This is a genomic window from Thalassospira sp. MCCC 1A02491 (assembly GCF_001613785.1).
In the GTDB taxonomy this organism is placed as follows: domain Bacteria; phylum Pseudomonadota; class Alphaproteobacteria; order Rhodospirillales; family Thalassospiraceae; genus Thalassospira; species Thalassospira povalilytica.
Window position 1 is genome coordinate 239,119 of record NZ_LPVX01000012.1, and the last position, 21,535, is coordinate 260,653.

The following is a 21,535-nucleotide window of genomic DNA, read 5'->3' on the forward strand; positions in this document are numbered from 1 at the left end:
TCACCCTGCCCCGCATAAATCGCATCACGAAACGTGATCAGTTTTCGTAGTTATCGGCCACAAAGCGATCAAGCAGGCGCACGCCAAAGCCGGTACCGCCTTTGGGTACGACTTCCTTGTCAGCGGTCGACCATGCCATTGCCGCGATATCAAGATGCGCCCACGGGCGGTCCTTGGTGATAAAGCGTTTGAGGAACTGGGCCGCGGTGATCGACCCGGCCGGGCGACCGCCAACGTTTTTCATATCGGCAATGTCGGATTTAAGCTGCTTGTCATAGGCCGGTGACAGCGGCAGACGCCACACACCTTCATCAACGGCAAGACCGGCCGTTGTGATCTGGGCGGCCAGATCGTCATTATTGGAAAACAGACCGGCATTTTCATGACCAAGGGCAATGATCACTGCCCCGGTCAGGGTCGCCAGATCAACGATCAGACGCGGATCATATTTTTCCTGAACATAGGTCAGCGCATCACACAGAACCAGACGGCCTTCGGCATCGGTATTGATGACTTCAATGGTCTGACCCGACATCGAGGTCACAACATCACCCGGACGCTGCGCGGTCGAAGACGGCATATTTTCAACCAGACCCAGAACCGCAACCACGTTGCATTTCGCCTTGCGGCCAGCCAGGGCCTTCATCAGACCGGAAACGACACCGGCACCGCCCATGTCCCATTTCATGTCTTCCATGCCAGCCGCCGGTTTAAGCGAAATACCGCCGGTATCAAAGGTCACTCCCTTGCCGACAAAGGCAATCGGTGCGTCTTTTTTCTTGCCACCGTTCCAGCGCATGACCACCATCGCCGGTTTTTTGGCCGATCCCATGGCAACGCCCAGAAGCGCGCCCATGCCGAGCTTTTTCATTTCCTTTTCATCAAGGACGTCAATTTCGACACCGAGCTTTTCCAGTGCGGAGACTTCCTTGGCAAAGGTTTCCGGATAAAGAACGTTGGCCGGCTCAGACACAAGATCACGGGTGAAGAACACGCCTTCGACGACTTTTTTGGCGCTGTCGAACTGTTTCTTGGCGTCCTTGTGGTCGCGGGTGGCGATATCGAACGCCTTAAGAACCGGCTTGTCTTCCTTGGTTTCGGTGGTGCGGTATTTATCGAAGCGATAATCACGCAGCATGGCACCGGTTGCAAAATCACAAGCCAGGTTTTCCATATCGAACAGAACGGTAAGTTCCTTTTCCCCGGTCGCCAGGGCGCGCGCCGTCACCGACCCGCCAAGCTTCTGGGCGGCGATCACGTCAAATTCGGCTTCCTTGCCAATCCCGAAAATGATCACGCGCGACAGATCGACATTTGCCGGTGCAAGGATCTGGAGGCTTTGCCCCGACTTGCCCTTGAAGGTCGACGACTTGATCGCCTTGGTGATCGATCCACCGGTTGCTTCATCAAGCGCAACCGCACTTGGCATCAGATCAGCCCCCTCAGTCGCAAAGGCAATAACGGCACCGCTGGACGGAATGGCGAGATCGGAAAACGTGATCTTCATGGTGAACAGGACTCCTGTCATGTTTCGGGGCGCGCGGCCCTTTCAAAAGCAGCCGCGTTGAAATTCTGCCCCTAATCTAGCGTGAATAACGCGCTTGAAAAGCCTTATCATCGAAAAACACAGGGTTTTCACGTAAGAGCAACCTGTTGCCCCCGTGATTTGGCATGCGTCAAAATTGCGCAACGTCAAAGACAGCATTTCAAACACCGCTATGATCGCCCCATTACATCCAGGAGGCCGATCATGCCCGCCAAGCCCGCCCCGATTTCGATCACCGAACCGGCCGCCCGTTCCCACCCGTTCTGGAGCGGGGCGTTTCGCCCGCTTTTTCTGTTGGCCGGGATCCTTGCGCTTGTTGCCGTCGTCTGGTGGGTGGCGGGCTATGTCCACGGAATTACGGTGCCAAGCCTTGGCACGCCATCCTTCTGGCACGCCCATGAAATGATATTCGGATTTGGCGGGGCGGCGATTGGCGGATTTTTATTGACCGCGATTGCCAACTGGACGGGACGACCACCCGTTGCCGGGTCGATGTTAATGGCCCTTACATCAACATGGATTTTGGGGCGTTTGGTCATTGGCTTTGCCGAAAACCTGCCGCCGCTTGCCGTGATTTTCGGGGCATTGGCCTATTTTGTGTTTCTGATTGCGTTGGGCGCGCGTGAGCTGATTGCGGCGCGTGCCCTTAAAAACATGCGGGTTTTGGCGGTGATTGGCATCATCGCGCTGTTTGACGGGCTTTTTGTTGCATCCTGCCTTGATGTCATCGCCCTTGATCCGGTGATGCTTTATCAAACGGCGATCCTGACGATCATTTTGCTGATTGCGCTGATTGGCGGGCGGGTGATCCCGGCCTTTACGCGCAACTGGATGCAGCGCGAACAGATTTCGGCGCCCCTGCCCGTCCTGTTTGGCCGGTTTGACATGGTGTGTCTGGCAAGTATCGCACTTGCCATCATCACCGTGATCATCGCGCACGATGCGGCCCTGCCCGGTTATGTGTTGTTGATGGCAGGCGTGCTTCATGGCGTGCGCCTGATGCGCTGGCGTGGGGTTCACACTTGGCGCGAACCGATTGTTGCCATGCTGCATCTTGGCTATTTCTGGGTGCCGGTCGGATTGGGACTTTTGGGGGCATCGATGATCTGGCCCGATGCCATCGGATCGCGTGATGCGTTGCACAGACTTACCGGCGGGGCGATGGCCTGCATGATCATTGCGATTGCCGGGCGGGCCGCCCTTGGCCATACGGGCCGCGAATTGCGTGCAAGCCTGATGCTTAATGCCGCCTTTGGCCTGATCTGGTTTTCAACCGTGTTTCGGATAGTGGCCGGGCAAAGCAATGCGCATTATGTCACCATTCTTGCCATTGCGACCTTGATGTGGGTTGGCGGGTGGCTGGCTTTCCTGATCGGCTATGGTCCGGTTCTGCTGGGACCGTCGCAAAAGAAAACAGGCGGCATTCCGGTGCGCTAAACAATCGCACCCTAAAAATCAAACAGCGAAAGCGACGGGTTGGATTTGATATATTCCACATCGCCGTTATCGATATCCCCCGTGCTGTGCCAGCCATGCATTTCGTAAAAGCCGTGCGCACGGTTTTTCGGGTCCGCCCCGGTGGTCAGTGAAATGTCGTTGCATCCCTTTGCAAACAGCCATTCCTCGGCCGTGCGCAGCAAAGCCGCACCAACGCCGCGCCCTTCGAAATCAGGATCAACAAACAGCGCCCAAAGCGTCGCCTCCGCCGGGATGGCGATGGCAAAACCGGCTGCTGATCCATCCAGATCGGCAATCCAGATGCCATAGCCATCAGCTAGCCATTTGCCAAAAGCCGCCTTGGTGACGCCGCGTTCGGCAAGCTCGGTCGCGGAAAGATGGTTTTCGCGCACACGGCTTCGAATGGCAAAAATGGCGCCGACATCGCCCAAACGTGCTTTTCGAATTTTGATGCCAGCCATGCAGCGCTTCCAGATGCGTTAAAACCGCGCGCACTTTAGCCAAGCCGACGAATTACGCTACTAAAAACGTCATGATTGTCAGGCGCCGGTGCCAAGGTAATCTTCGTCACTGACCGGCTCCAGCCAGTCAATCGGCGATCCGTTCAGTTTTTCCTGAATGGCGATATGGGTCATGGCCGTTTCGGGTCCGGCACCATGCCAGTGCTTTTCGCCGGGCTCGAACCAGACGATATCACCGGGACGAATTTCCTCGACCGGGCCGCCTTCGCGCTGTGCCCGGCCAACCCCGGCCGTAACAATGATGGTCTGGCCGAGCGGATGGGTATGCCATGTGGTGCGTGCACCGGGCTCAAACGTCACATTGGCCGCCGCCACCCGCGCCGGATCGGCAGCACTTATGATCGGTTCGATCCGCACCCGGCCGGTGAAATATTCCGGCGATCCGGTGGTCGAGGCCTGTGACCCTGCGCGCTTGATATCCATGACGTTCCTGCCTTTTTGCCTATCACGTTTTTGAAAGAAGTTTCACCGGCAATCGCTTTGGCCCCCAGGTTCCCGGGTTGGCCTGAAATACCCCGCCGCAATGGGTGCCGCAAGTCTTGCAGGCCCCGTGAGCATCAAGGTTCCAGTCTGATAACTGATACCAGTCCCGCCCGATCAGGATATCGCCACAGCCATGGCAGAAGGTGCTGCTATGGGATTTGTCATGAACGTTGCCGACATAGGCATAGCGAATGCCGTTTTGCATGGCGATCTTGCGTGCGCGCACCAGTGTTTCGGGCGGGGTGCGGGGCGTGTCCATCATTTTCCAGTCCGGGTGAAAGGCCGAAAAATGCATCGGCACATCCGGGCCGAGTTCAGACTGAACCCAGCCGGTCATTTCATCGAACTCCGCATCCCCGTCATTCTCGCCGGGAATGACCAGATTGGTCAGTTCAAACCACACCCCGGTTTCCTGTTTGAGGTATTTAAGCGTTTCAAGAACATCATCCAGATGGGCGGAACAAAGCTGATGATAAAAGCGGTCGGTAAAGCCCTTAAGGTCGACATTGGCCGCATCCATATGGCGGAAAAATTCCTCGCGCGCCTGATCGCCGATATAGCCCGCCGTCACCGCCACCGTGCGCAATCCCATTTCCCGGCAGGCCTGGGCGACATCCACCGCATATTCAAGGAAAATCACCGGGTCGTTATAGGTAAAGGCAACCGATGAACAACCATATGCCTTGGCGGTTTGGGCAATCATTTCCGGGGTCGCCAACGATGAAAGCTTGTCCATCTGGCGGGCTTTGGAAATCTCGTAATTCTGACAGAACTTGCAGGTCAGATTACAGCCCGCCGTACCGAATGACAGGATCGGGGTGCCAGGCAAAAAGTGATTGAGCGGCTTTTTCTCGATCGGATCAATGCAAAAGCCCGACGACCGGCCCCAGGTGGTCAGAACCATCTGATCGCCTTCGCGTGCCCGGACAAAACAAAGCCCCCGCTGCCCGTCATTGAGCTTGCAAAAGCGCGGGCAGACATCGCACTGAATACGTCCATCATCCAGATGGTGCCAGTAGCGGGCGGGAACGGCATCGACCTGCGGGGTGGTCATGTTCATGGCGCGGGCTTTCTTTTGGCAAAGCTTCCTCTTTGAAAATCTAGTCCTGATCGCTATCTTTTTCAAAGGAACTCATGCGATTGGAACATGAATGAGCATTATTCGCCCCCCTGCCGTTGCCGGAACTTTTTATCCTGCGGATGCCGATATCCTGCGCAGCGAGATTGACGGGTTGATTGATGCGGCCCTGCATGCCGATGCCGCGCAGAATACGGCCATTCCCAAGGCGATCATTGTTCCGCATGCCGGTTTGATGTTTTCAGGTGCGATTGCGGCCCTTGGCTTTGCCACGGTGCGCGCCCTTAAGGGGCAGATAAAGCGCATTCTGATCATTGGCCCGGCGCATCGCATGGCGTTTCAGGGCATTGCACTGGCCAAGGCCGATGGTTTTGCCACCCCGCTTGGCACGATGCGGTGTGATCTTTTGGCCCTGCAAACCGCGCTGTCGCTGCCACAGGTTCAGATGCTTGATGATGCGCACAAGCTTGAGCACGGGCTTGAGATCGAATTGCCGTTTATCCAGCGCCTGTTTGGCGAAAATACCGATATCGGGATTGTGCCGCTTCTGGTTAGCCGGTGCAGCCCGCGCCAGGTCAATGAAGTGATTGAAAAGCTGTGGGGTGGACCGGAAACCCTGATTGTCATTTCATCGGACCTGTCACATTTCCATGATTATGACACCGCCCGGCGCATGGATGGCAATACGCGCAAAATGATCGAGAATTTCGATGCGGAAAATATCGGAAGCGATGATGCCTGTGGCGCGCTTCCGGTGGCGGGGATGTTGCTGTCGGCAAGGATGCGCAAAATGCGGATCGAAACATTGGGCATGCGCAATTCCGGTGATGTCACGGGGGATAAATCACGCGTGGTCGGCTATGGCGCCTGGGCACTTTATGAAGAAAGCAGCCAGCCGATGACCACACCAGACAACACCGAAGACAATTTCGCCAAGGCGACAGAGGATCTGATCAAGGCCCATGGCCCGGCCATGCTTGATCTGTGCCGCAAATCGATCCTGCACGGGCTTGAAACCGGCGCACCATTGCATGTGTCACCAGTCGAAATCTCCCCGGCCCTTGCCGTACCGGGGGCGTGTTTTGTGACGCTGAAGAAATCCGGGCAATTGCGTGGCTGCATCGGGTCGATCATTGCGCATACCGGCCTTGCCACCGATCTGTGTGAAAACGCGTTCAAGGCAGCGTTTCGTGATCCGCGCTTTGCCGGTGTGACACAGGACGAGATCAATGATGATCTTGAGCTTTCGATCTCGGTCCTGTCGCCGCCCCACCCGTTTCCGTTCAAAAGCCAGGAAGATCTGATTGCCAGACTGACCCCATTTGAAGACGGCATCATCCTGTCGGATGGCAATCGGCGGGGCCTGTTCCTGCCACAGGTTTGGGATCAGTTGCCCGATCCCGGGGACTTTGTCGCCCATCTTAAACGCAAGGCCGGATTGCCGATGGATTACTGGTCAGACACCATGCAAGCCCAGCGGTTTATCACGCGCGGTATCGCAGGCCGTGATGTGACGCCACGCGGTTTCTGGTGCGATGCCTGATATGTCGAGCAACCAGGCACGCGATCAAAGATATGACGACTTTCTGGAACTTGCGGCGAAATGGGAAGGCTTCTGGGGCCTTTATCATCATGGCTGGTTGCTTCATACCAGCAACGGGCAAACATTCTGCCCGGTCTTTGCCAGTCGCGAGGATGCGCAAAGCTGGGGGGCCAGCATCCAGACAAATCATGTTCCCGTGCCCATCACCCTGATTGATGCCATTGAACATATCGTACCCGATTGGCGGGAAAACGGGGTGATGGCCGGTGTTTCGCCCACACCCGCCCTTGCGCCGGTTTTGGTCGCGCCGGGTGATCTGAGCACGGATTTGCTCGGCGCGCTCAAGACAGCGATGGCCAAACAGTTTGGCCGGACATAGGTTAAATTGCCAGCCATACCAAACACGGGCTGGACCTTGGGCGTAAAATTCCCTATCCCCATCAATCATCATTTTCACGCCAACGAACGAGACAGCAATGACCATTGCCCTGCCTGCCAGCGCAGATGCGCTTGAAAACGGATTGATCGAGATCGCGCGCAAAGCCGGTGCGGCGATGATGGAAATCTATAAAACCGATTTCGAAGTCCGTTCCAAGGATGATGCATCCCCTGTCACCGAAGCCGACGAAGCCGCCGAGGCCGTGATCCTGCCGGGTCTGCGCGCCCTTACCCCGGATGTCAAAATCGTGTCCGAAGAATCTGCGGCCAAGGGCGATGTTCCCGATGTGAATGGCGAGACCGATTTTTTCTGGCTGGTTGATCCGCTTGATGGCACCAAGGAATTCATCAAACGCAATGGCGAGTTTACCGTCAATGTCGCGCTGATCGCCAAGGGCCAGCCGGTTCTGGGCGTGGTCTATGCCCCGGCGATTGAAAAGCTGTATTACGGTGGCCCGGATGGCGCCAAACTAATCCAAGGTGATGCCGCTCCGGTCACGACCGACATCACCGTGCGCGACATGCCCGAGGACGGCGTGGTTGTCGTCGGTTCGCGTTCACATGGCGATCCCGAAGCCATGAAGGCATTTTTGGGCGATCTTCCGGTCAAGGAACTGCGCCCGGCGGGCAGTTCGCTTAAACTTTGTCTGGTTGCGGCGGGCGAAGCCGATCTTTATCCGCGCCTGGGCCCGACCATGGAATGGGATATCGGTGCCGGTCATGCGGTTTTGGCGGCGGCCGGCGGGGTTGTTGAAAATATGGATGGTTCCCGATTCCTTTACGGAAAAGGTGAATTTCGCAACCCGTTCTTCATCGCCCGCAGCCCGTCAGTACCGGTAAAATACCAGGACTGATTTACTGCGCAGCACAGATATTTGCGAATTCATTCGCATGATCAGCGGCTTGTCATTTGTGCATTGCACCCGTGACAGGCCGCTTTGATTTTGAACAGCTCAAAACCACCCCTGTCCCGCAGTTTTGTTGACTTTTGCGCCATTTCGCAGTATACAGAATTTATCGCCACACAGAGTGTAGGTGACGTAAATAGCCGCCGGAATCACGGCGACGCGGTCCAGTTTCACCACCGCGGGGCGAAATTGGGCTAGAGCGTAAATTGGAGCCGCCATTTCATGGCGGCTCTGCGCTGTTTGGGGCCAAGTTTGGGGCCAAATTCATCCTTGATATGCAGTTCTTTTTTGGCTGTCATCGCACGGTAACGGGGCGTTCTTCCTTGTCATTGGCCATGATCGTAGCTAGGTATCTGAGTAGATTGTCTTTTCACGGATACTTGCATGTCACCCGCACTGACCATTCGACCCTATTCCGAAGGTGCCCTTAGCCAGGCTGCTGCGAAACTGCGCGCGGGCGAACTGGTGGCCTTTCCGACCGAGACGGTCTATGGGCTGGGTGCCGATGCCACCAATGCCGATGCGGTTGCCGGTATCTATGCCGCCAAGCAACGGCCAAGCTTCAATCCCCTGATCAGTCATTTCCCCGACCGGGATGCCGCCGCCAAACATGCCGTCTTTGATGCGCGTGCCGACAAGCTGGCCGAAACATTCTGGCCCGGCGCGCTGACACTTGTTTTGCCGCGCCAGGCCGATAGTGATGTGTGCGAGCTGGTAACGGCGGGCCTGCCCAGCATTGCGGTGCGCGTTCCCGCCCACCCGATGGCACGCCAGTTGTTGCGCGCGGTCGGCCGCCCGATTGCCGCCCCGTCTGCCAACCGGTCCGGGCGCATCAGCCCGACCACGGCCGGCCATGTGGCCCATTCGCTGGGGAACGCGATTGGTATGATCCTTGATGGCGGGCCATGCGGGGTCGGACTTGAAAGCACGGTCATTGATCTGACCACAGACCGGGTGGTGATGTTGCGTCCCGGCGGGATTACCAGGGAACAGGTTGCGGAAATTCTTGGCTGTGACGTGGTGATGGCCGAAACCGATGATACAGCGCCCAAAAGCCCCGGCATGCTGACCAGCCATTATGCGCCGGGCCTGCCGGTGCGTCTGGATGCCACCACCGCCAATCCCGCCAAATATGGCAATGAAATCCTGCTGGCATATGGTGATTGCAACACCAAGGGGTTTGATGCGGTTTTGTGGCTTTCGAAAAGCGGCGATGACCGCGAAGCTGCGGCCAATCTGTTTGCCAAACTGCATGAAGCCGATCAGCCGCGTTTTGACGGCATTGCGATTGCGCCGATCCCCGAAACCGGGCTTGGACTTGCGATCAATGACCGGATGAAACGGGCAGCGGCCCCGCGCACACCCCATCCATCCCCCTGACCGGAAAGCTGAAAGCTGCCATGTCCCATCTGCCAGACGGCGTGATTGATGAATTGCAAACCCTGCTGGGTCCCAAGGGGATCAGCACGGACGCCGACATTCTGGCATCCCACAATGCCGAGGCCCGGGGCAAATTTGAAGGCAAGGCCGAAATCATCCTGTTTCCGGCCAGCACCGAAGAAGTTGCAAAGGCCGTTGCGATCTGTGCGGCACATGATATCGCAATTGTGCCGCAGGGTGGCAATACCGGACGCTGTGGCGGGGCAGTTGCCGGCCCGCGACAGGTTTTGCTTAATCTCAAACGCATGAACCGCATCATTGAAATTGATGATCGCGATTTCACCGCAACGGTCGAGGCCGGTGCGATCCTGCAAACCATTCAGGACGCCTGTGCCAAACATGATCTTCTTTTCCCGCTGTCACTTGGGGCGGAGGGCACCTGCCAGATTGGCGGCAACCTTGCGACCAATGCCGGTGGCTTGAATGTCATCCGTTATGGCAATGCGCGCGAATTGTGTCTTGGCCTTGAGGTTGTTCTGCCCGATGGCAGCATCTGGAACGGGCTTTCCAAATTGCGCAAGGACAATACCGGGTATGACCTGCGTGATCTGTTTATCGGGGCGGAAGGCACGCTTGGCATCATTACCAAGGCAACATTAAAGCTGTTTGCACAGCCGCAACATGTTGCCACCGCCTGGCTTGCCGTGCCATCACCGGCCTGCGCGATTGATCTTTTGGCACTGGCGCGCCGCCATACCGGCGACGGCATTGCCGCGTTCGAGCTGATCAGCGGCTTTGCCCATGATATGTCGGTCACTTACCTTAAGGGGCTGACACGTCCGCTTGCCACGCAAACCGACTGGCATGTTCTGATCGAACTGACGTCATCGCGCCCCAATGATGATTTGCAGACGCTTCTGGTTGATCTTTTAAGCAATGCGGTTGAAATCGGTCTGGCAACAGACGCCACCATCGCCCAGTCGGAAAAGCAGCGGGCCAATCTGTGGGCCATCCGCGAAGGCATCCCCGAGGCACAGGGGTTTGAAGGCGGATCTATCAAGCATGATGTGTCGGTTCCGGTGTCAAAGGTGCCTGATCTTCTCGATCGCGGTATCGCAGCCGCATCGGCATTGATCCCGGGCATTCGCCCCTGCCCGTTCGGGCATGTCGGCGATGGCAATATCCATTTCAATTTCAGCCAGCCCGTCCAGATGGAGAAATCCGACTATCTGGCCCGGTGGGAAAGCCTCAACAGCGTCATTCATGACATCGTTGCCGATCTTGGCGGATCGATCAGCGCCGAACACGGCATCGGGCAGCTTAAACGTGACGAGCTTGCGCGCTATGCCAGTGCCGAGAAAATGAAACTGTTGCATGCGATCAAGGATGCGATCGATCCGGATCATCGCCTGAACCCCGGCAAGATCGTCTGAGCGGTCTTCTTCGCCCCATCCAACCGGCCTTATAACCGGCCATGCAAAAAGGGCGCCCGATCAGGCGCCCTTTCATCGTCATCAAGCTGATATGGGCTTATTCGCCCGGGCCTGCCCACGGATCCATGGCATTGAGCTTGTCCTGACGGCGTTCGCCACCGGATTTACCCCAGTCACCACCAAAGGCCGCCGATTCCCACGAACCGTAGCTCGGATTTGGCAGCATGAACCAGCGTTCACCCCAATAGGTCGCGTATTTGTCCATGACGGCAAGACGTTCATCAATGGTGCCATCGATATCGTCGGTGAAGTCACCAAAGTTGTCGCCAAACATCATGATGACACGATAATCATCGGCAACTGCCTGACGACGCGGTGCCTTGGCCGACCCCCAGGTTTCGATCTCGCCGCGCAGCATCACGTGCTTTTCATCGGCATAGGGGAAACCGTATTTCTTAAGGTTTTCGATGGTCGGGGCTTCTTCCGGTGCCTTGCGGTTTGACACATAGAAGACTTCAACACCCTTGGCAGCAGCCGCCTTGGTGAATTCCAGCGCACCCGGGGTCGGGGTTGAAACCATGTCATGAACGAATTTCGCCCAGGTCTTGGAGCTGTAATAGGTGTTTTCCGTTACAACCCATGCCTGATATTTCGAGTTGTCCAGAACCGTTTCATCAACGTCAAGGATCACGGCCGGCGGTTTGGCCATATAGTTGCCGTCCTGTTCAAGGGCGGCGGTCCAGCTGTGATCGCCAATAGCAGCGTCCAGCAGACGGGTCGCACCGGCATAGACCGACATGGCGGTCGTTTTGTATTCGACCGAGGTCTGAAGCCAAAGCGTTCCGTTCAAACCGTCATTCTGTGCCGGTTCCTGCGCCTGCGCGCCAACCGCGCAAAAGGCGGTGGTCGCAACAATGGCAGCCACACCGAATGATTTCGCGATAAAGGTCATTTGTATTCTCCCTGTTGATTTCCCGACCAAATGGATGCTGACCATACAGACAGGATGCCGCTAGAATGCCATCGCACTGCATCAAAGAAAAAGCCTTTTTCGGCGATTGCACCGAAAAAGGCTGATTAAGTTATTTTGACAATAGCGCCACATGACCGCAGGTCGATGCTGTGTCAGGCGGTTGGCCGTTTTTCAAAACCGGTGAAACCGTCTTCCAGGGCAGGTTCTTCGTGAATGCGGTCAACGCGGGCATGAAGCGGCCCTTCGTGACAGGCCCCAATCATCGATTGCACGCGGTCCACCGGCCCGCAAAAGACGGCCTCGACCGTGCCATCGGTGCGATTGCGCACCCAGCCGGTCAGGCCGCGCTTGCGGGCTTCTTCAACGGTCCAGGCCCGATACCATACCCCCTGCACCCGGCCTTCGATCCGGGCGTGAACGGATATGTTGCCTTTGCCGGTGGCTGGATCGGGGCGTGTGTCGGTCATGGTCGCACTCCTTCCCCCGGACGCAGGTTACTTTGCACCGGGGATTTTGGCATGCAGATGGGCGGTATCGACGAATTTCTGTTTCTGTTCGTCAGTTGCCGGGGCCTGATGGTTATCTTTCCATTCGTCATAGGTCATGCCATAGACGACTTCGCGCGCACCGTCATAATCCATTGCCACACCGCGTTCGCGGGCCGCGGCAAGATACCATTTCGACAGGCAGTTGCGGCAGAACCCGGCAAGGTTCATCAGATCGATATTCTGAACGTCCTTGCGGTCCTGAAGATGCTTCACAAGCCCGCGAAAGGCCGCGGCTTCGAGTTCCAGTTTGGTTTGCGGATCAAGATCGGCTGCCGGGCCATTGGCCAGAACCGCCGCCGTCGACATTTCAGAACCGGCGCAATCAGACATGTTCCATACTTCCCGCTGTTCGATGTTGTTCAAGTTGTTCAATCATGGCCGGAACATCAGCAATGCTTTCGGCGGTCACGACATTCTGGTTTTCAATCTCGGTCTGATCGACCATTTCATGAACCCAGGTGATTTCATAGGGAATGTGGATCGCAGACCCGCCACACGCAAGCACCGGCAGAATATCGGATTTCATCGAATTGCCGATCATGATCGCGTCTTCGGGCTCCACGCCATAGCGGCCAAAGATATTGCGATAGGTCAGCGGGTCCTTTTCCGAGACAATCTCGATCCCGTCAAACAGGTCTTCGAACCCGGACCGGTCGATCTTGAGCTGCTGGGCGATCAGATCCCCCTTGGTGATCAGGACCACCTTGTATTTCGGATCATGGGCATAGCGTTTAAGCACATCTTCGGCGCCATCAATGATGCGGGTCGGCGCGCGCAGCATGGATTTGCCGATTTCGGCCAGCTTGTGGATATCTTCGGCACTGATCTTGCGGTCGGAAAGTTCGATCGCGGTTTCGATCATCGACAGGGTAAAGCCGGTAACGCCATAACCATAGATTGAAAGATTGGCCAGTTCGGCCTGATAAAGCCGGTCATCAACCTGATCGGCCGGGACATAATGGCTTAGCATTTCGCGCAGCTGCACATGGGCTTCGCGGAAAAGTGGCTCGTTGTGCCACAGGGTATCGTCGCCATCAAAAGCAATCAGCTTGTACATATTCACGCCTCGTTTCTTGTTATTGGATGGCCGTATTCATCGGGAAGTACAGCCTCGATTTGCGACCATATGGCAGTGCAAACCCGGCGTAAAGCCCCGTTGTCTGTATTTAATATGCGTGATCGCCTTGCGAAAGGGGTTGAAAAAGCAAGCGGTTGAACAGGTTAAAAGAAAAGGCGCCAGCGATTTGATCGCCAGCGCCTTGTGCGGATATCACCCTTGAGGGATCGGGTGGCTTATTCGTCTTTTTCGAACTCGATGATGATCGCATCGACCGACAGGTTTGCGCCCTGTTCGGCATGGATTTTTTTGACCACACCTTTGCTTTCGGCTTTCAGCACGTTTTCCATTTTCATGGCTTCAAGGATGCAAAGTTCCTCGCCCGGCTGGACGGTCTGGCCTTCGGTCACGGAGACCTTGACCAGAAGTCCCGGCATCGGTGATTGCAGGAAGTTCGACATGTCCGGCGGGGCTTTGAACGGCATCAGTTTCTGAAGTTCTGCCACGCGGGGCAGAAGAACCTTGAAGCTGCGCTGCACCCCGTTTGATGACAGTCGGAAGCCAACACCTTCGATATCGATCTGCACACAAACCGGCGCGCCGTCGATTTCACCGACAAACATCGGATCACCGATTTTCCAGTCCGACACCACGCCATAGCTGCGATCGCCGATGGCGACGATGTAATCGCCGTTAACACCATCAAACTCGATATCAAACGGGGTGTGTTCATCGCCACTTACCGCGACCCAGCTTTCGGCGACCTTGATCGGATGGTCGCTGACCTGTCCGGTGATGCCGGAATTGCGTTCGGCATAACGCTGATTAAGGTATGCCGCGACAACAACAAGCGTTGCCGGGTCTTCATTGGGAAGATCATCGGCCGAAAAGCCGTCCGGATATTCTTCGGCAATGAAGTTGGTGGTGATATTGCCATCCTGGAAGCGTTTGTTGGCCATGACAGCAGCCAGGAACGGGATATTGTGCGAAATGCCGCGAATGTAATAGGCATCAAGGGCTGCGCGCATTTCCCCAATCGCCTGATCACGATTTTCGCCATAGGTGATCAGCTTGGCGACCATCGGGTCGTAATACATCGAAATTTCGCCGCCTTCATAGACGCCGGTATCAACACGCACCGTCGCACTTTCGGCGGGCGGCTGATATTTCACCAGACGCCCGGTCGAGGGCAGGAATTCACGGAACGGGTCTTCGGCATAGACGCGGGTTTCCATGGCCCAGCCGGTCAAGGTCACGTCATCCTGTTTAAGGGTGAGTTCCTGACCATCGGCGATCCTGATCATCCATTCGACAAGGTCTTGCCCGGTGACAAGTTCGGTCACCGGATGTTCGACCTGAAGACGGGTGTTCATTTCAAGGAAGTAGAAATTCTTGTCCTTATCGACAATGAATTCCACCGTCCCGGCCGAGCAATAATCCACTGCGCGCGCCAGGGCCACGGCCTGTTCGCCCATGGCCTTGCGGGTTGCCGGATCGATAAAGGGTGACGGGGCTTCTTCGACGACTTTCTGATGGCGGCGCTGAATGGAACATTCACGTTCGCCAAGATAGATCGCATTGCCGTGCTTGTCGGCCAGCACCTGAATTTCGATATGGCGCGGTTCTTCGACGAATTTTTCAACGAATACACGGTCATCGCCAAACGAGCTTGCGGCTTCCGACGTTGCACGTTCGAATCCTTCGCGGCATTCGGCGTCATTGCGCGCAATGCGCATGCCCTTGCCGCCACCGCCCGCCGATGCCTTGAGCATCACCGGATAGCCGATTTCATTGGCGATCTTGATCGCTTCATCAGTGTCCTTGATGACCCCCATATAGCCCGGAACGGTTGAAACCCCGGCGTCAGCAGCGATTTTCTTGGAGGTAATCTTGTCACCCATGGCGGCAATCGCGCCGTTCGGCGGGCCGATAAAGGCGATATCGGCGGCATCAAGCGCCTTGGCAAAGGCCTGGTTTTCCGAAAGGAAGCCATAGCCCGGATGAACGGCCTCTGCCCCGGTGGATTTGCAGGCCTCGATGATCTTATCAATGATCAGATAGGACTGGTTGCTCGGTGCCGGTCCGATATGCACGGCCTCGTCAGCCATCTGCACATGCAGGGCGGCCTTATCCGCATCGGAATAAACCGCAACGGTTTTGATACCCATTTTGCGGGCTGATTTGATCACGCGGCAGGCAATTTCACCGCGGTTGGCAATCAGGATTTTGCTAAACATTCTTTCTGTCTCCCAATTTGTCTTGGCGGCTTACAACGGAATGTTGCCGTGTTTCTTTTCCGGGTTCTTGATGTCCTTGTTGCGCAACATGCCAAGCGCCTTGCACACACGGCGACGGGTCCCGTGCGGCATGATGACATCGTCAATGAACCCTTTGCGACCAGCGACAAACGGGTTGGCAAATTTTTCGCGATATTCTTCGGTGCGGGCTTCGATCTTGGCCGGGTCGTTCATGTCGGACCGGAAAATGATTTCCACAGCACCCTTTGGCCCCATCACCGCGATTTCGGCGGTTGGCCAGGCATAGTTGACATCACCGCGCAGATGCTTGGACGCCATAACGTCATAAGCCCCGCCATAGGCCTTGCGCGTGATCACGGTGACCTTGGGCACCGTTGCCTCGGCATAGGCATAAAGAAGTTTGGCGCCATGCTTGATGATCCCGCCATATTCCTGTGCGGTGCCCGGCATGAAGCCCGGAACATCAACAAGGGTGACAATCGGAATGTTATAGGCATCGCAGAACCGCACAAAGCGCGCGGCCTTTTTCGAACTGTCGATATCCAGGCACCCGGCCAGAACCATCGGCTGGTTGGCGACCACGCCAACGGTGCGGCCATCCATGCGTGCCATGCCAATGATGATGTTTTTGGCGTAGTCGGGCTGAATTTCAAAGAAGTCGCCTTCATCGACGATCTTTGTAATCAGCTCCTTCATGTCATAGGGCATGTTGGGGTTTTCAGGCACGAGCGTATCAAGCGAGAAATCATCACGCGTGATCGGGTCCTCGCACAGATGGGCGGGCGGATCTTCCTTGTTACAAAGCGGCAGGAAATCCATGAAACGACGCGTCTGCAACAGCAGGTCCACATCATTGTCAAAGGCCAGATCGGCAACACCGGAAATCTGGGTATGGGTCGATGCCCCGCCCAGTTGCTCATGGGTGACTTCTTCGTGGGTCACGGTTTTGACCACATCAGGCCCGGTCACGAACATATAGGAGCTGTCCTTGACCATGAAGATAAAGTCGGTCATAGCCGGGCTGTAAACCGCCCCACCGGCGCATGGCCCCATGATCAGCGAAATCTGCGGAATGACGCCCGATGCCTCGACATTGCGCTGAAACACATCGGCATAGCCGGCAAGACTTTCGACCCCTTCCTGAATACGGGCACCGCCCGAATCATTCAGGCCGATGACCGGCGCGCCGACCTTCATTGCCTGATCCATGATCTTGCCGATCTTGCGCGCATGCGCGCCCGAAAGCGCCCCGCCAAACACGGTGAAATCCTGTGAAAACACAAAGACAAGACGACCATTGATCGTGCCATGCCCGGTCACAACACCATCGCCCGGGATGCGGTTTTCGGTCATGCCGAAATCCACACAATCATGTTCGACAAACATATCCCATTCTTCGAAGGAACCTTCGTCAAGCAGCACATCAAGGCGTTCACGCGCGGTGAGCTTGCCTTTGGCGTGCTGATTATCAATGCGGCGCTGGCCACCGCCCATGGCGGCTTCGGCGCGTTTCGCTTCGAGCTTGGCGACGATATCTTGCATTTGTGTTTTCCTTGCTGTGATCAGGCGTTTTGCACATTTCGCCCAATGTGCGCGTCCTGTGAAATGAAATAGCATTATTCGGTACTGGAATGCCAATTATTTTTCACACGATCGAACCACAACAAAAATAGCCGCAAATGCCTGATTTCCCTAACGTCATTGCGATATATCAGGATGGGCTGGACTAAAGTCTAGGCAAGTGGCCGGATATGCCCGGCATTACAGACAGTTCTTGCCCTTGGGCGTTGGCGGCGACATGCTTCTTGCAGCCAAGCCGCCCACCGGAAATTCTGCCCAAACATATGAGTTAAGCCGTATGCCCAGATTTCATTTTTCTCCGCGCGCGCCCGAACGTACCGGCGATGACCGCCCTGCCCCGTCATTGTGGCGCTATGTCTGGCGCATGAGCGGCTGGCACCAGGTGGCGGTTTGCCTGATGGCGGTCAGTGTTGCTGCGCTTGGCATCGCACCGATCGAGCTGCAACGGCGGATTGTCGATGATGCGATCACGCAGGAGAATTACCAACTTCTGACCATCCTGGCGTCAATCTATCTGGCGATCATCATCGTACATGGCCTGATCAAGCTGGCGCTGCGCATGTATGAAGGCTGGCTGAGTGAAAGCGCCATCCGTTACAACAGACAGCACCTGTCGCGGCTTCATGCCGACAATCAGACCGGTGACGAAGATGAAGGCAACGGACGCGCTGTCTCGATCATCGGCTCGGAAATCGAAAAGCTGGGAGGCTTTGTCGGTGACGGGCTGTCACAACCCGTCGTCAATAGCGGGATGCTGATATTCGGGCTGGGCTATATGATCAGTGTCGAGCCGGTGATTGGCGTGATCGGGCTGGTCGCCCTGATCCCGCAAGTCGCGCTGGTGCCGGTTATTCAGAAACGCATCAACGCCCTGATCGAAGATCGGGTCAACAAGATGCGATCCGTCAGTGACGAATTGTCCGAACTGTCACCCGGTGCGGAAAACCGTGACCGGCTGACCACCATCAATCGCGGGATTGATGACATATTTGACAACCGGATGCGGCTGTTCTTTCTGAAATTCGGTATGAAGGCGCTGATCAATTTTCTGAATGCGCTGGCACCGATTTGCGTGCTGTTTGTCGGGGGGTATCTGGTGCTTGAAGGGGCAACGTCGGTCGGCATTATCGTTGCGTTCATATCCGGGTTTGACCGGATGTCATCGCCGATGCGCGAATTGCTGTCCTATTACCGGGTGGCGGCACAGGCCGCCGTTCAGCACAAGCTGATTGCGCGCTGGATGCACTAAGACACCACACACATTCAGGCACTCAAACCACGGCACACTCACGCACCCAGACAACGACGCACCACACACGGCCCGCCAGCAGAAACCCGGACCATGTGAAACCCGACATTTACGGATCAAGGGATATCAAACCAGCCATCAGATGGCTGGCGACACTGCCCGGTGCCTAGCGACCGGCAAGAAGATCAAGATAGCGGCCGGTTGCCAGCAATTCCGCCTGATGACGGTCGCGGCGCGCGACGGCTTCAGCGTCTTCGCCCCATTGTTCGATCGCGTATTCTTCATCAAGCATGGCGCACTCAAAGGCCCGCTGGGTGTCGATCTGACGGTTCATCACGGCAAGACCGATAATCACCGACCCCGACACCGTGGTCAGGCTGTGCAATGCGGTCAGGTGATAGTCATCAAAGCTTTCGACATGATCCTGCAACCGCAGAAGCGATGCATCATCCTGGCTGATCGGCATCACGCCCTCGGTCACGGCAAGCGTGACACCAAGGCCGTCCTTTGCCCAGTCAAGCAGCGGCTGCCATGCCTTGGCCTGACGTTCGATCAGATCTTCGGGGAAGGTCGCACGATAACATAACAGGTCAGACCGCCCGTACCCGGTCAGCTCGGCAATCACAGCAGCACGATTTGGCGCCACCCGATCGATGGCGGTTGCCGCAAGCTGCATGATCGGCATGGTCGCGGGTTGAACTTTTTCCCCCTGCGCATCCCATTCCGCGGCAATTTCGCGCGCCAGAACTTCTGACGGCAGCAGGAATTCTGCCTTTGCCGGCGATTTCACTGCGCGCCCGTCAAGATGCACGCGCCAACCCGAACCGCTGTCATCTGCGACAGCTTCGGCTTTTTTGTAGAAGCGATTGATCGTTTTTGTAAGCATGATCGCCATATGCCTAAAAGCAGCGCGCTGCGCAAGGCCTTTTAATCGCGATTGGCCGTGAACAGAACGCTGATTGGGCGATTATCAAGAAATTCTGTATAATTTTTGATCAATTTGCCCCATTGACCAAATAATAAACAACTCTACTCTGTTTCGTGAAGATTACAAATCCGCGGCAAAGCGGGTGCATTCGCGACATGGCATGTGAATTGCTGTGTCATCAGGGGATTATTCGGTTGCAGGGTCGGCATTATCGGCCCGAAACAGGAGGCTTCTTAACAAATGACGACTTTTACAAACCGACTTTTGGGTGCAGCACTTGGGGCGGCGGTTGCTTTTGGCGCGCATTCGGCAATGGCGCAAATGGCGATCAAGTTTTCGCTCGACTGGAAATTCGAAGGTCCGGCAGCCCCGTACCTTCTGGCCAAGAAAAACGGCTATTTTGACGAAGAAGGCCTGGATGTCACGATTGACTCAGGCAACGGTTCGGTTGGCGCGATTACCCGCGTCGCCAGCGGTGCCTATGACGTGTCGCTTGCCGATATCAACTCGCTGGTCGAATTCAACGCATCGAACCCCGATCGCGCCATGAAATCGATCTTCATGGTCTATGACCGCCCGCCATTTTCGCTGTTCATGCTCAAGAAATCGGGCATCACCAAACCCGAAGACCTGGTCGGCAAAACCCTTGGCGCCCCGGTCTTTGATGCGTCGCGCAAGCTTTATCCGGCATTTGCATCGGCAACCGGGCTTAAACTTGATGATGTGACCTGGGAAAGCATGGATCCGCCGCTGCGTGAACCGATGCTGGTGCGGGGCGATGTTGATGCCATTTCCGGCCATTACTTCACATCCATCCTCAATCTTCAGGCACAAGGTGTGACCAAGGATGACCTGACCGTTTTCCAGTATAAGGATTTCGGCATGGACTTTTATGGCAACGGCCTTTTGGCGTCGCCTGACATGATGGAAAACCATGCAGAAGAACTGCGCGGCTTCCTGCGCGGTGTTGTCAAAGGCTGGCGTGCGGCAATTGCCGATCCGGCATCGGCAATCGAAGCCCTTAAGGAAGTCGATCCGCTGATTGACCCGGCCTTGGAATTGCAGCGTCTTCAGATGGCGATTGATGAAAATGTCGTCACCCCCGATACGCTTGAAAACGGCATGGGTCTGGTCAAAACCGACCGCATGGCAAAGGCGATTGATCAGGTCGCACTTGCTTTTGGCTTTGAAAACAAGCCGACCGTTGGCGATGTCTTTACCGATATCTTCATGCCCGGTGCCGAAGACCGCAAAATCAAATAAGTCACAATGCATTCCGGGGCGGTTTTCCGCCCCGGTTTCCTTTTGACCACATCCGATTTCACAAAAAGAACGACCAAGACCAGGCAGGGGGACTAACTGCAGTGTCGAAGAGCTTTGTCGAACTCAACAACGTCAGGCTGCGCTATAGCGAAGGCGATGATCTGGCACTTGAAACCACCAATATGAAGATCGGCAAGGGCGAGTTCATTGCTGTTGTCGGACCGTCGGGCTGCGGCAAATCTTCGTTGCTGAAACTTGTATCCGGCCTGATGCCCCCGTCCGAGGGGACCGTCATTGTCGATAACAAGGAAGTCGCCGGACCGCTTAAGATTGTCGGCATGGCATTCCAGAACCCGACCCTTCTGCCATGGCGGACGACACTTGATAACGTGTTGCTGCCCATGGAAATCGTCAAACCGCATCGCAACCGGTTGCGCAAACACCGGGCCGAATACGAAGAACGCGCGCGCAAACTTCTGGCCAGTGTCGGCCTTGAAGGCCACGAAGACAAATATCCCTGGGAATTGTCCGGCGGCATGCAGCAGCGCGCATCACTGTGCCGGTCCCTGATCCATGAACCGGATCTTCTGATGCTTGATGAACCGTTTGGCGCGCTTGATGCCTTTACCCGTGAAGAGCTTTGGGACATTTTGCAAAACCTTTGGATGGTGCGTCCCTTTACCGTCATTCTGGTGACCCATGACCTGCGCGAAGCAGCCTATTTGGCCGACACCATTTATGTGATGTCCAAGCGGCCTGGCAAAATTCTGGTAGAGCGTGAAAATCCCCTGCCCCGCCCGCGCGATCAGGAAGCCACCTTTACCCAGCCATTCACCGACCTTGTCCATGAACTGCGCAGTCACATCCGTGACGTGCGAGAATCCTAAGAA

20 protein-coding genes are annotated in these 21,535 nt (G+C 56.0%); 9 read left to right on the forward strand and 11 right to left on the reverse strand.

Annotation, left to right across the window (positions count from 1 at the left end; translation table 11 throughout):
• Positions 1–37: 37 nt before the first annotated feature.
• On the reverse strand, positions 38–1,507 hold the full coding sequence (locus AUQ42_RS06275; protein ID WP_068518304.1) for a leucyl aminopeptidase: 1,470 nt from the start codon (positions 1,505–1,507) through the stop codon (positions 38–40).
• A gap of 243 nt (positions 1,508–1,750) precedes the next feature.
• On the opposite strand from AUQ42_RS06275, the gene AUQ42_RS06280 reads away from it, so the two are divergent.
• Positions 1,751–2,983 (forward strand): NnrS family protein, encoded by a 1,233-nt coding sequence (locus AUQ42_RS06280; protein ID WP_068518226.1) that lies wholly within the window; start codon positions 1,751–1,753, stop codon positions 2,981–2,983.
• An 11-nt stretch (positions 2,984–2,994) separates the two neighbouring features.
• Here AUQ42_RS06280 and AUQ42_RS06285 read toward each other — a convergent pair whose 3' ends face one another.
• From AUQ42_RS06285 to amrS, 3 genes are all read right to left on the reverse strand, one after another.
• Positions 2,995–3,465 (reverse strand): GNAT family N-acetyltransferase, encoded by a 471-nt coding sequence (locus AUQ42_RS06285; RefSeq protein WP_068518227.1) that lies wholly within the window; start codon positions 3,463–3,465, stop codon positions 2,995–2,997.
• A 78-nt stretch (positions 3,466–3,543) separates the two neighbouring features.
• Positions 3,544–3,948, reverse strand: a complete 405-nt coding sequence (locus AUQ42_RS06290; RefSeq protein ID WP_068518228.1) for a cupin domain-containing protein — start codon at positions 3,946–3,948, stop codon at positions 3,544–3,546.
• A gap of 22 nt (positions 3,949–3,970) precedes the next feature.
• Positions 3,971–5,068: an AmmeMemoRadiSam system radical SAM enzyme gene (gene amrS / locus AUQ42_RS06295; RefSeq protein ID WP_082817762.1), complete on the reverse strand. Its 1,098-nt coding sequence runs from the start codon at positions 5,066–5,068 to the stop codon at positions 3,971–3,973.
• 91 nt (positions 5,069–5,159) lie between these two features.
• Between amrS and amrB the strand changes: the two genes are divergently transcribed.
• From amrB to AUQ42_RS06320, 5 genes are all read left to right on the forward strand, one after another.
• Positions 5,160–6,629 carry an AmmeMemoRadiSam system protein B gene (amrB, locus tag AUQ42_RS06300; protein ID WP_068518229.1) on the forward strand — a complete coding sequence of 490 codons (1,470 nt, stop codon included), beginning with the start codon at positions 5,160–5,162 and terminating at the stop codon, positions 6,627–6,629.
• Position 6,630: 1 nt separating this feature from the next.
• Positions 6,631–7,008 carry a DUF2750 domain-containing protein gene (locus AUQ42_RS06305; protein WP_197460794.1) on the forward strand — a complete coding sequence of 126 codons (378 nt, stop codon included), beginning with the start codon at positions 6,631–6,633 and terminating at the stop codon, positions 7,006–7,008.
• A gap of 97 nt (positions 7,009–7,105) precedes the next feature.
• A complete protein-coding gene (gene cysQ, locus AUQ42_RS06310) occupies positions 7,106–7,921 on the forward strand; it encodes a 3'(2'),5'-bisphosphate nucleotidase CysQ (RefSeq protein ID WP_068518231.1) in 816 nt (271 codons plus the stop codon).
• A 438-nt stretch (positions 7,922–8,359) separates the two neighbouring features.
• Positions 8,360–9,355 carry an L-threonylcarbamoyladenylate synthase gene (locus AUQ42_RS06315; RefSeq protein ID WP_068518232.1) on the forward strand — a complete coding sequence of 332 codons (996 nt, stop codon included), beginning with the start codon at positions 8,360–8,362 and terminating at the stop codon, positions 9,353–9,355.
• Between the two features lie 20 nt (positions 9,356–9,375).
• A complete protein-coding gene (locus AUQ42_RS06320; RefSeq protein WP_068518233.1) occupies positions 9,376–10,788 on the forward strand; it encodes an FAD-binding oxidoreductase in 1,413 nt (470 codons plus the stop codon).
• 97 nt (positions 10,789–10,885) lie between these two features.
• On the opposite strand, the gene AUQ42_RS06325 is transcribed toward AUQ42_RS06320, so the two are convergent.
• The 6 genes from AUQ42_RS06325 to AUQ42_RS06350 form a co-directional block, all read right to left on the reverse strand.
• Positions 10,886–11,740: a 5'-nucleotidase, lipoprotein e(P4) family gene (locus tag AUQ42_RS06325; RefSeq protein ID WP_068518234.1), complete on the reverse strand. Its 855-nt coding sequence runs from the start codon at positions 11,738–11,740 to the stop codon at positions 10,886–10,888.
• A gap of 173 nt (positions 11,741–11,913) precedes the next feature.
• Complete coding sequence (locus AUQ42_RS06330) at positions 11,914–12,228, reverse strand: acylphosphatase (RefSeq protein ID WP_068518235.1); 315 nt, start codon at positions 12,226–12,228, stop codon at positions 11,914–11,916.
• Between the two features lie 27 nt (positions 12,229–12,255).
• Positions 12,256–12,639 carry a DUF1244 domain-containing protein gene (locus tag AUQ42_RS06335; protein ID WP_197460795.1) on the reverse strand — a complete coding sequence of 128 codons (384 nt, stop codon included), beginning with the start codon at positions 12,637–12,639 and terminating at the stop codon, positions 12,256–12,258.
• Complete coding sequence (locus AUQ42_RS06340; protein WP_068518236.1) at positions 12,632–13,366, reverse strand: HAD family hydrolase; 735 nt, start codon at positions 13,364–13,366, stop codon at positions 12,632–12,634. Before AUQ42_RS06340 ends, AUQ42_RS06335 begins: the two co-directional genes overlap by 8 nt.
• A 236-nt stretch (positions 13,367–13,602) precedes the next feature.
• A complete protein-coding gene (accC, locus tag AUQ42_RS06345) occupies positions 13,603–15,603 on the reverse strand; it encodes an acetyl-CoA carboxylase biotin carboxylase subunit (RefSeq protein WP_068518237.1) in 2,001 nt (666 codons plus the stop codon).
• Positions 15,604–15,633: 30 nt separating this feature from the next.
• Positions 15,634–17,166: an acyl-CoA carboxylase subunit beta gene (locus AUQ42_RS06350; protein ID WP_068518238.1), complete on the reverse strand. Its 1,533-nt coding sequence runs from the start codon at positions 17,164–17,166 to the stop codon at positions 15,634–15,636.
• A gap of 316 nt (positions 17,167–17,482) precedes the next feature.
• Between AUQ42_RS06350 and AUQ42_RS06355 the strand changes: the two genes are divergently transcribed.
• Positions 17,483–18,454, forward strand: coding sequence for an ABC transporter ATP-binding protein (locus tag AUQ42_RS06355; protein WP_068518307.1), 972 nt, complete (start codon positions 17,483–17,485; stop codon positions 18,452–18,454).
• A 166-nt stretch (positions 18,455–18,620) separates the two neighbouring features.
• On the opposite strand, the gene AUQ42_RS06360 is transcribed toward AUQ42_RS06355, so the two are convergent.
• Entirely contained in the window at positions 18,621–19,340 is a 720-nt protein-coding gene (locus AUQ42_RS06360) for an ATP12 family chaperone protein (RefSeq protein ID WP_231856697.1), read from the reverse strand.
• 282 nt (positions 19,341–19,622) lie between these two features.
• Between AUQ42_RS06360 and AUQ42_RS06365 the strand changes: the two genes are divergently transcribed.
• Together AUQ42_RS06365 and AUQ42_RS06370 are read left to right on the forward strand one after the other, a co-directional pair.
• Positions 19,623–20,645, forward strand: coding sequence for an ABC transporter substrate-binding protein (locus AUQ42_RS06365; RefSeq protein ID WP_068518240.1), 1,023 nt, complete (start codon positions 19,623–19,625; stop codon positions 20,643–20,645).
• A 101-nt stretch (positions 20,646–20,746) separates the two neighbouring features.
• Positions 20,747–21,532 carry an ABC transporter ATP-binding protein gene (locus tag AUQ42_RS06370; protein WP_068518241.1) on the forward strand — a complete coding sequence of 262 codons (786 nt, stop codon included), beginning with the start codon at positions 20,747–20,749 and terminating at the stop codon, positions 21,530–21,532.
• The last annotated feature ends 3 nt before the right edge of the window (positions 21,533–21,535 follow it).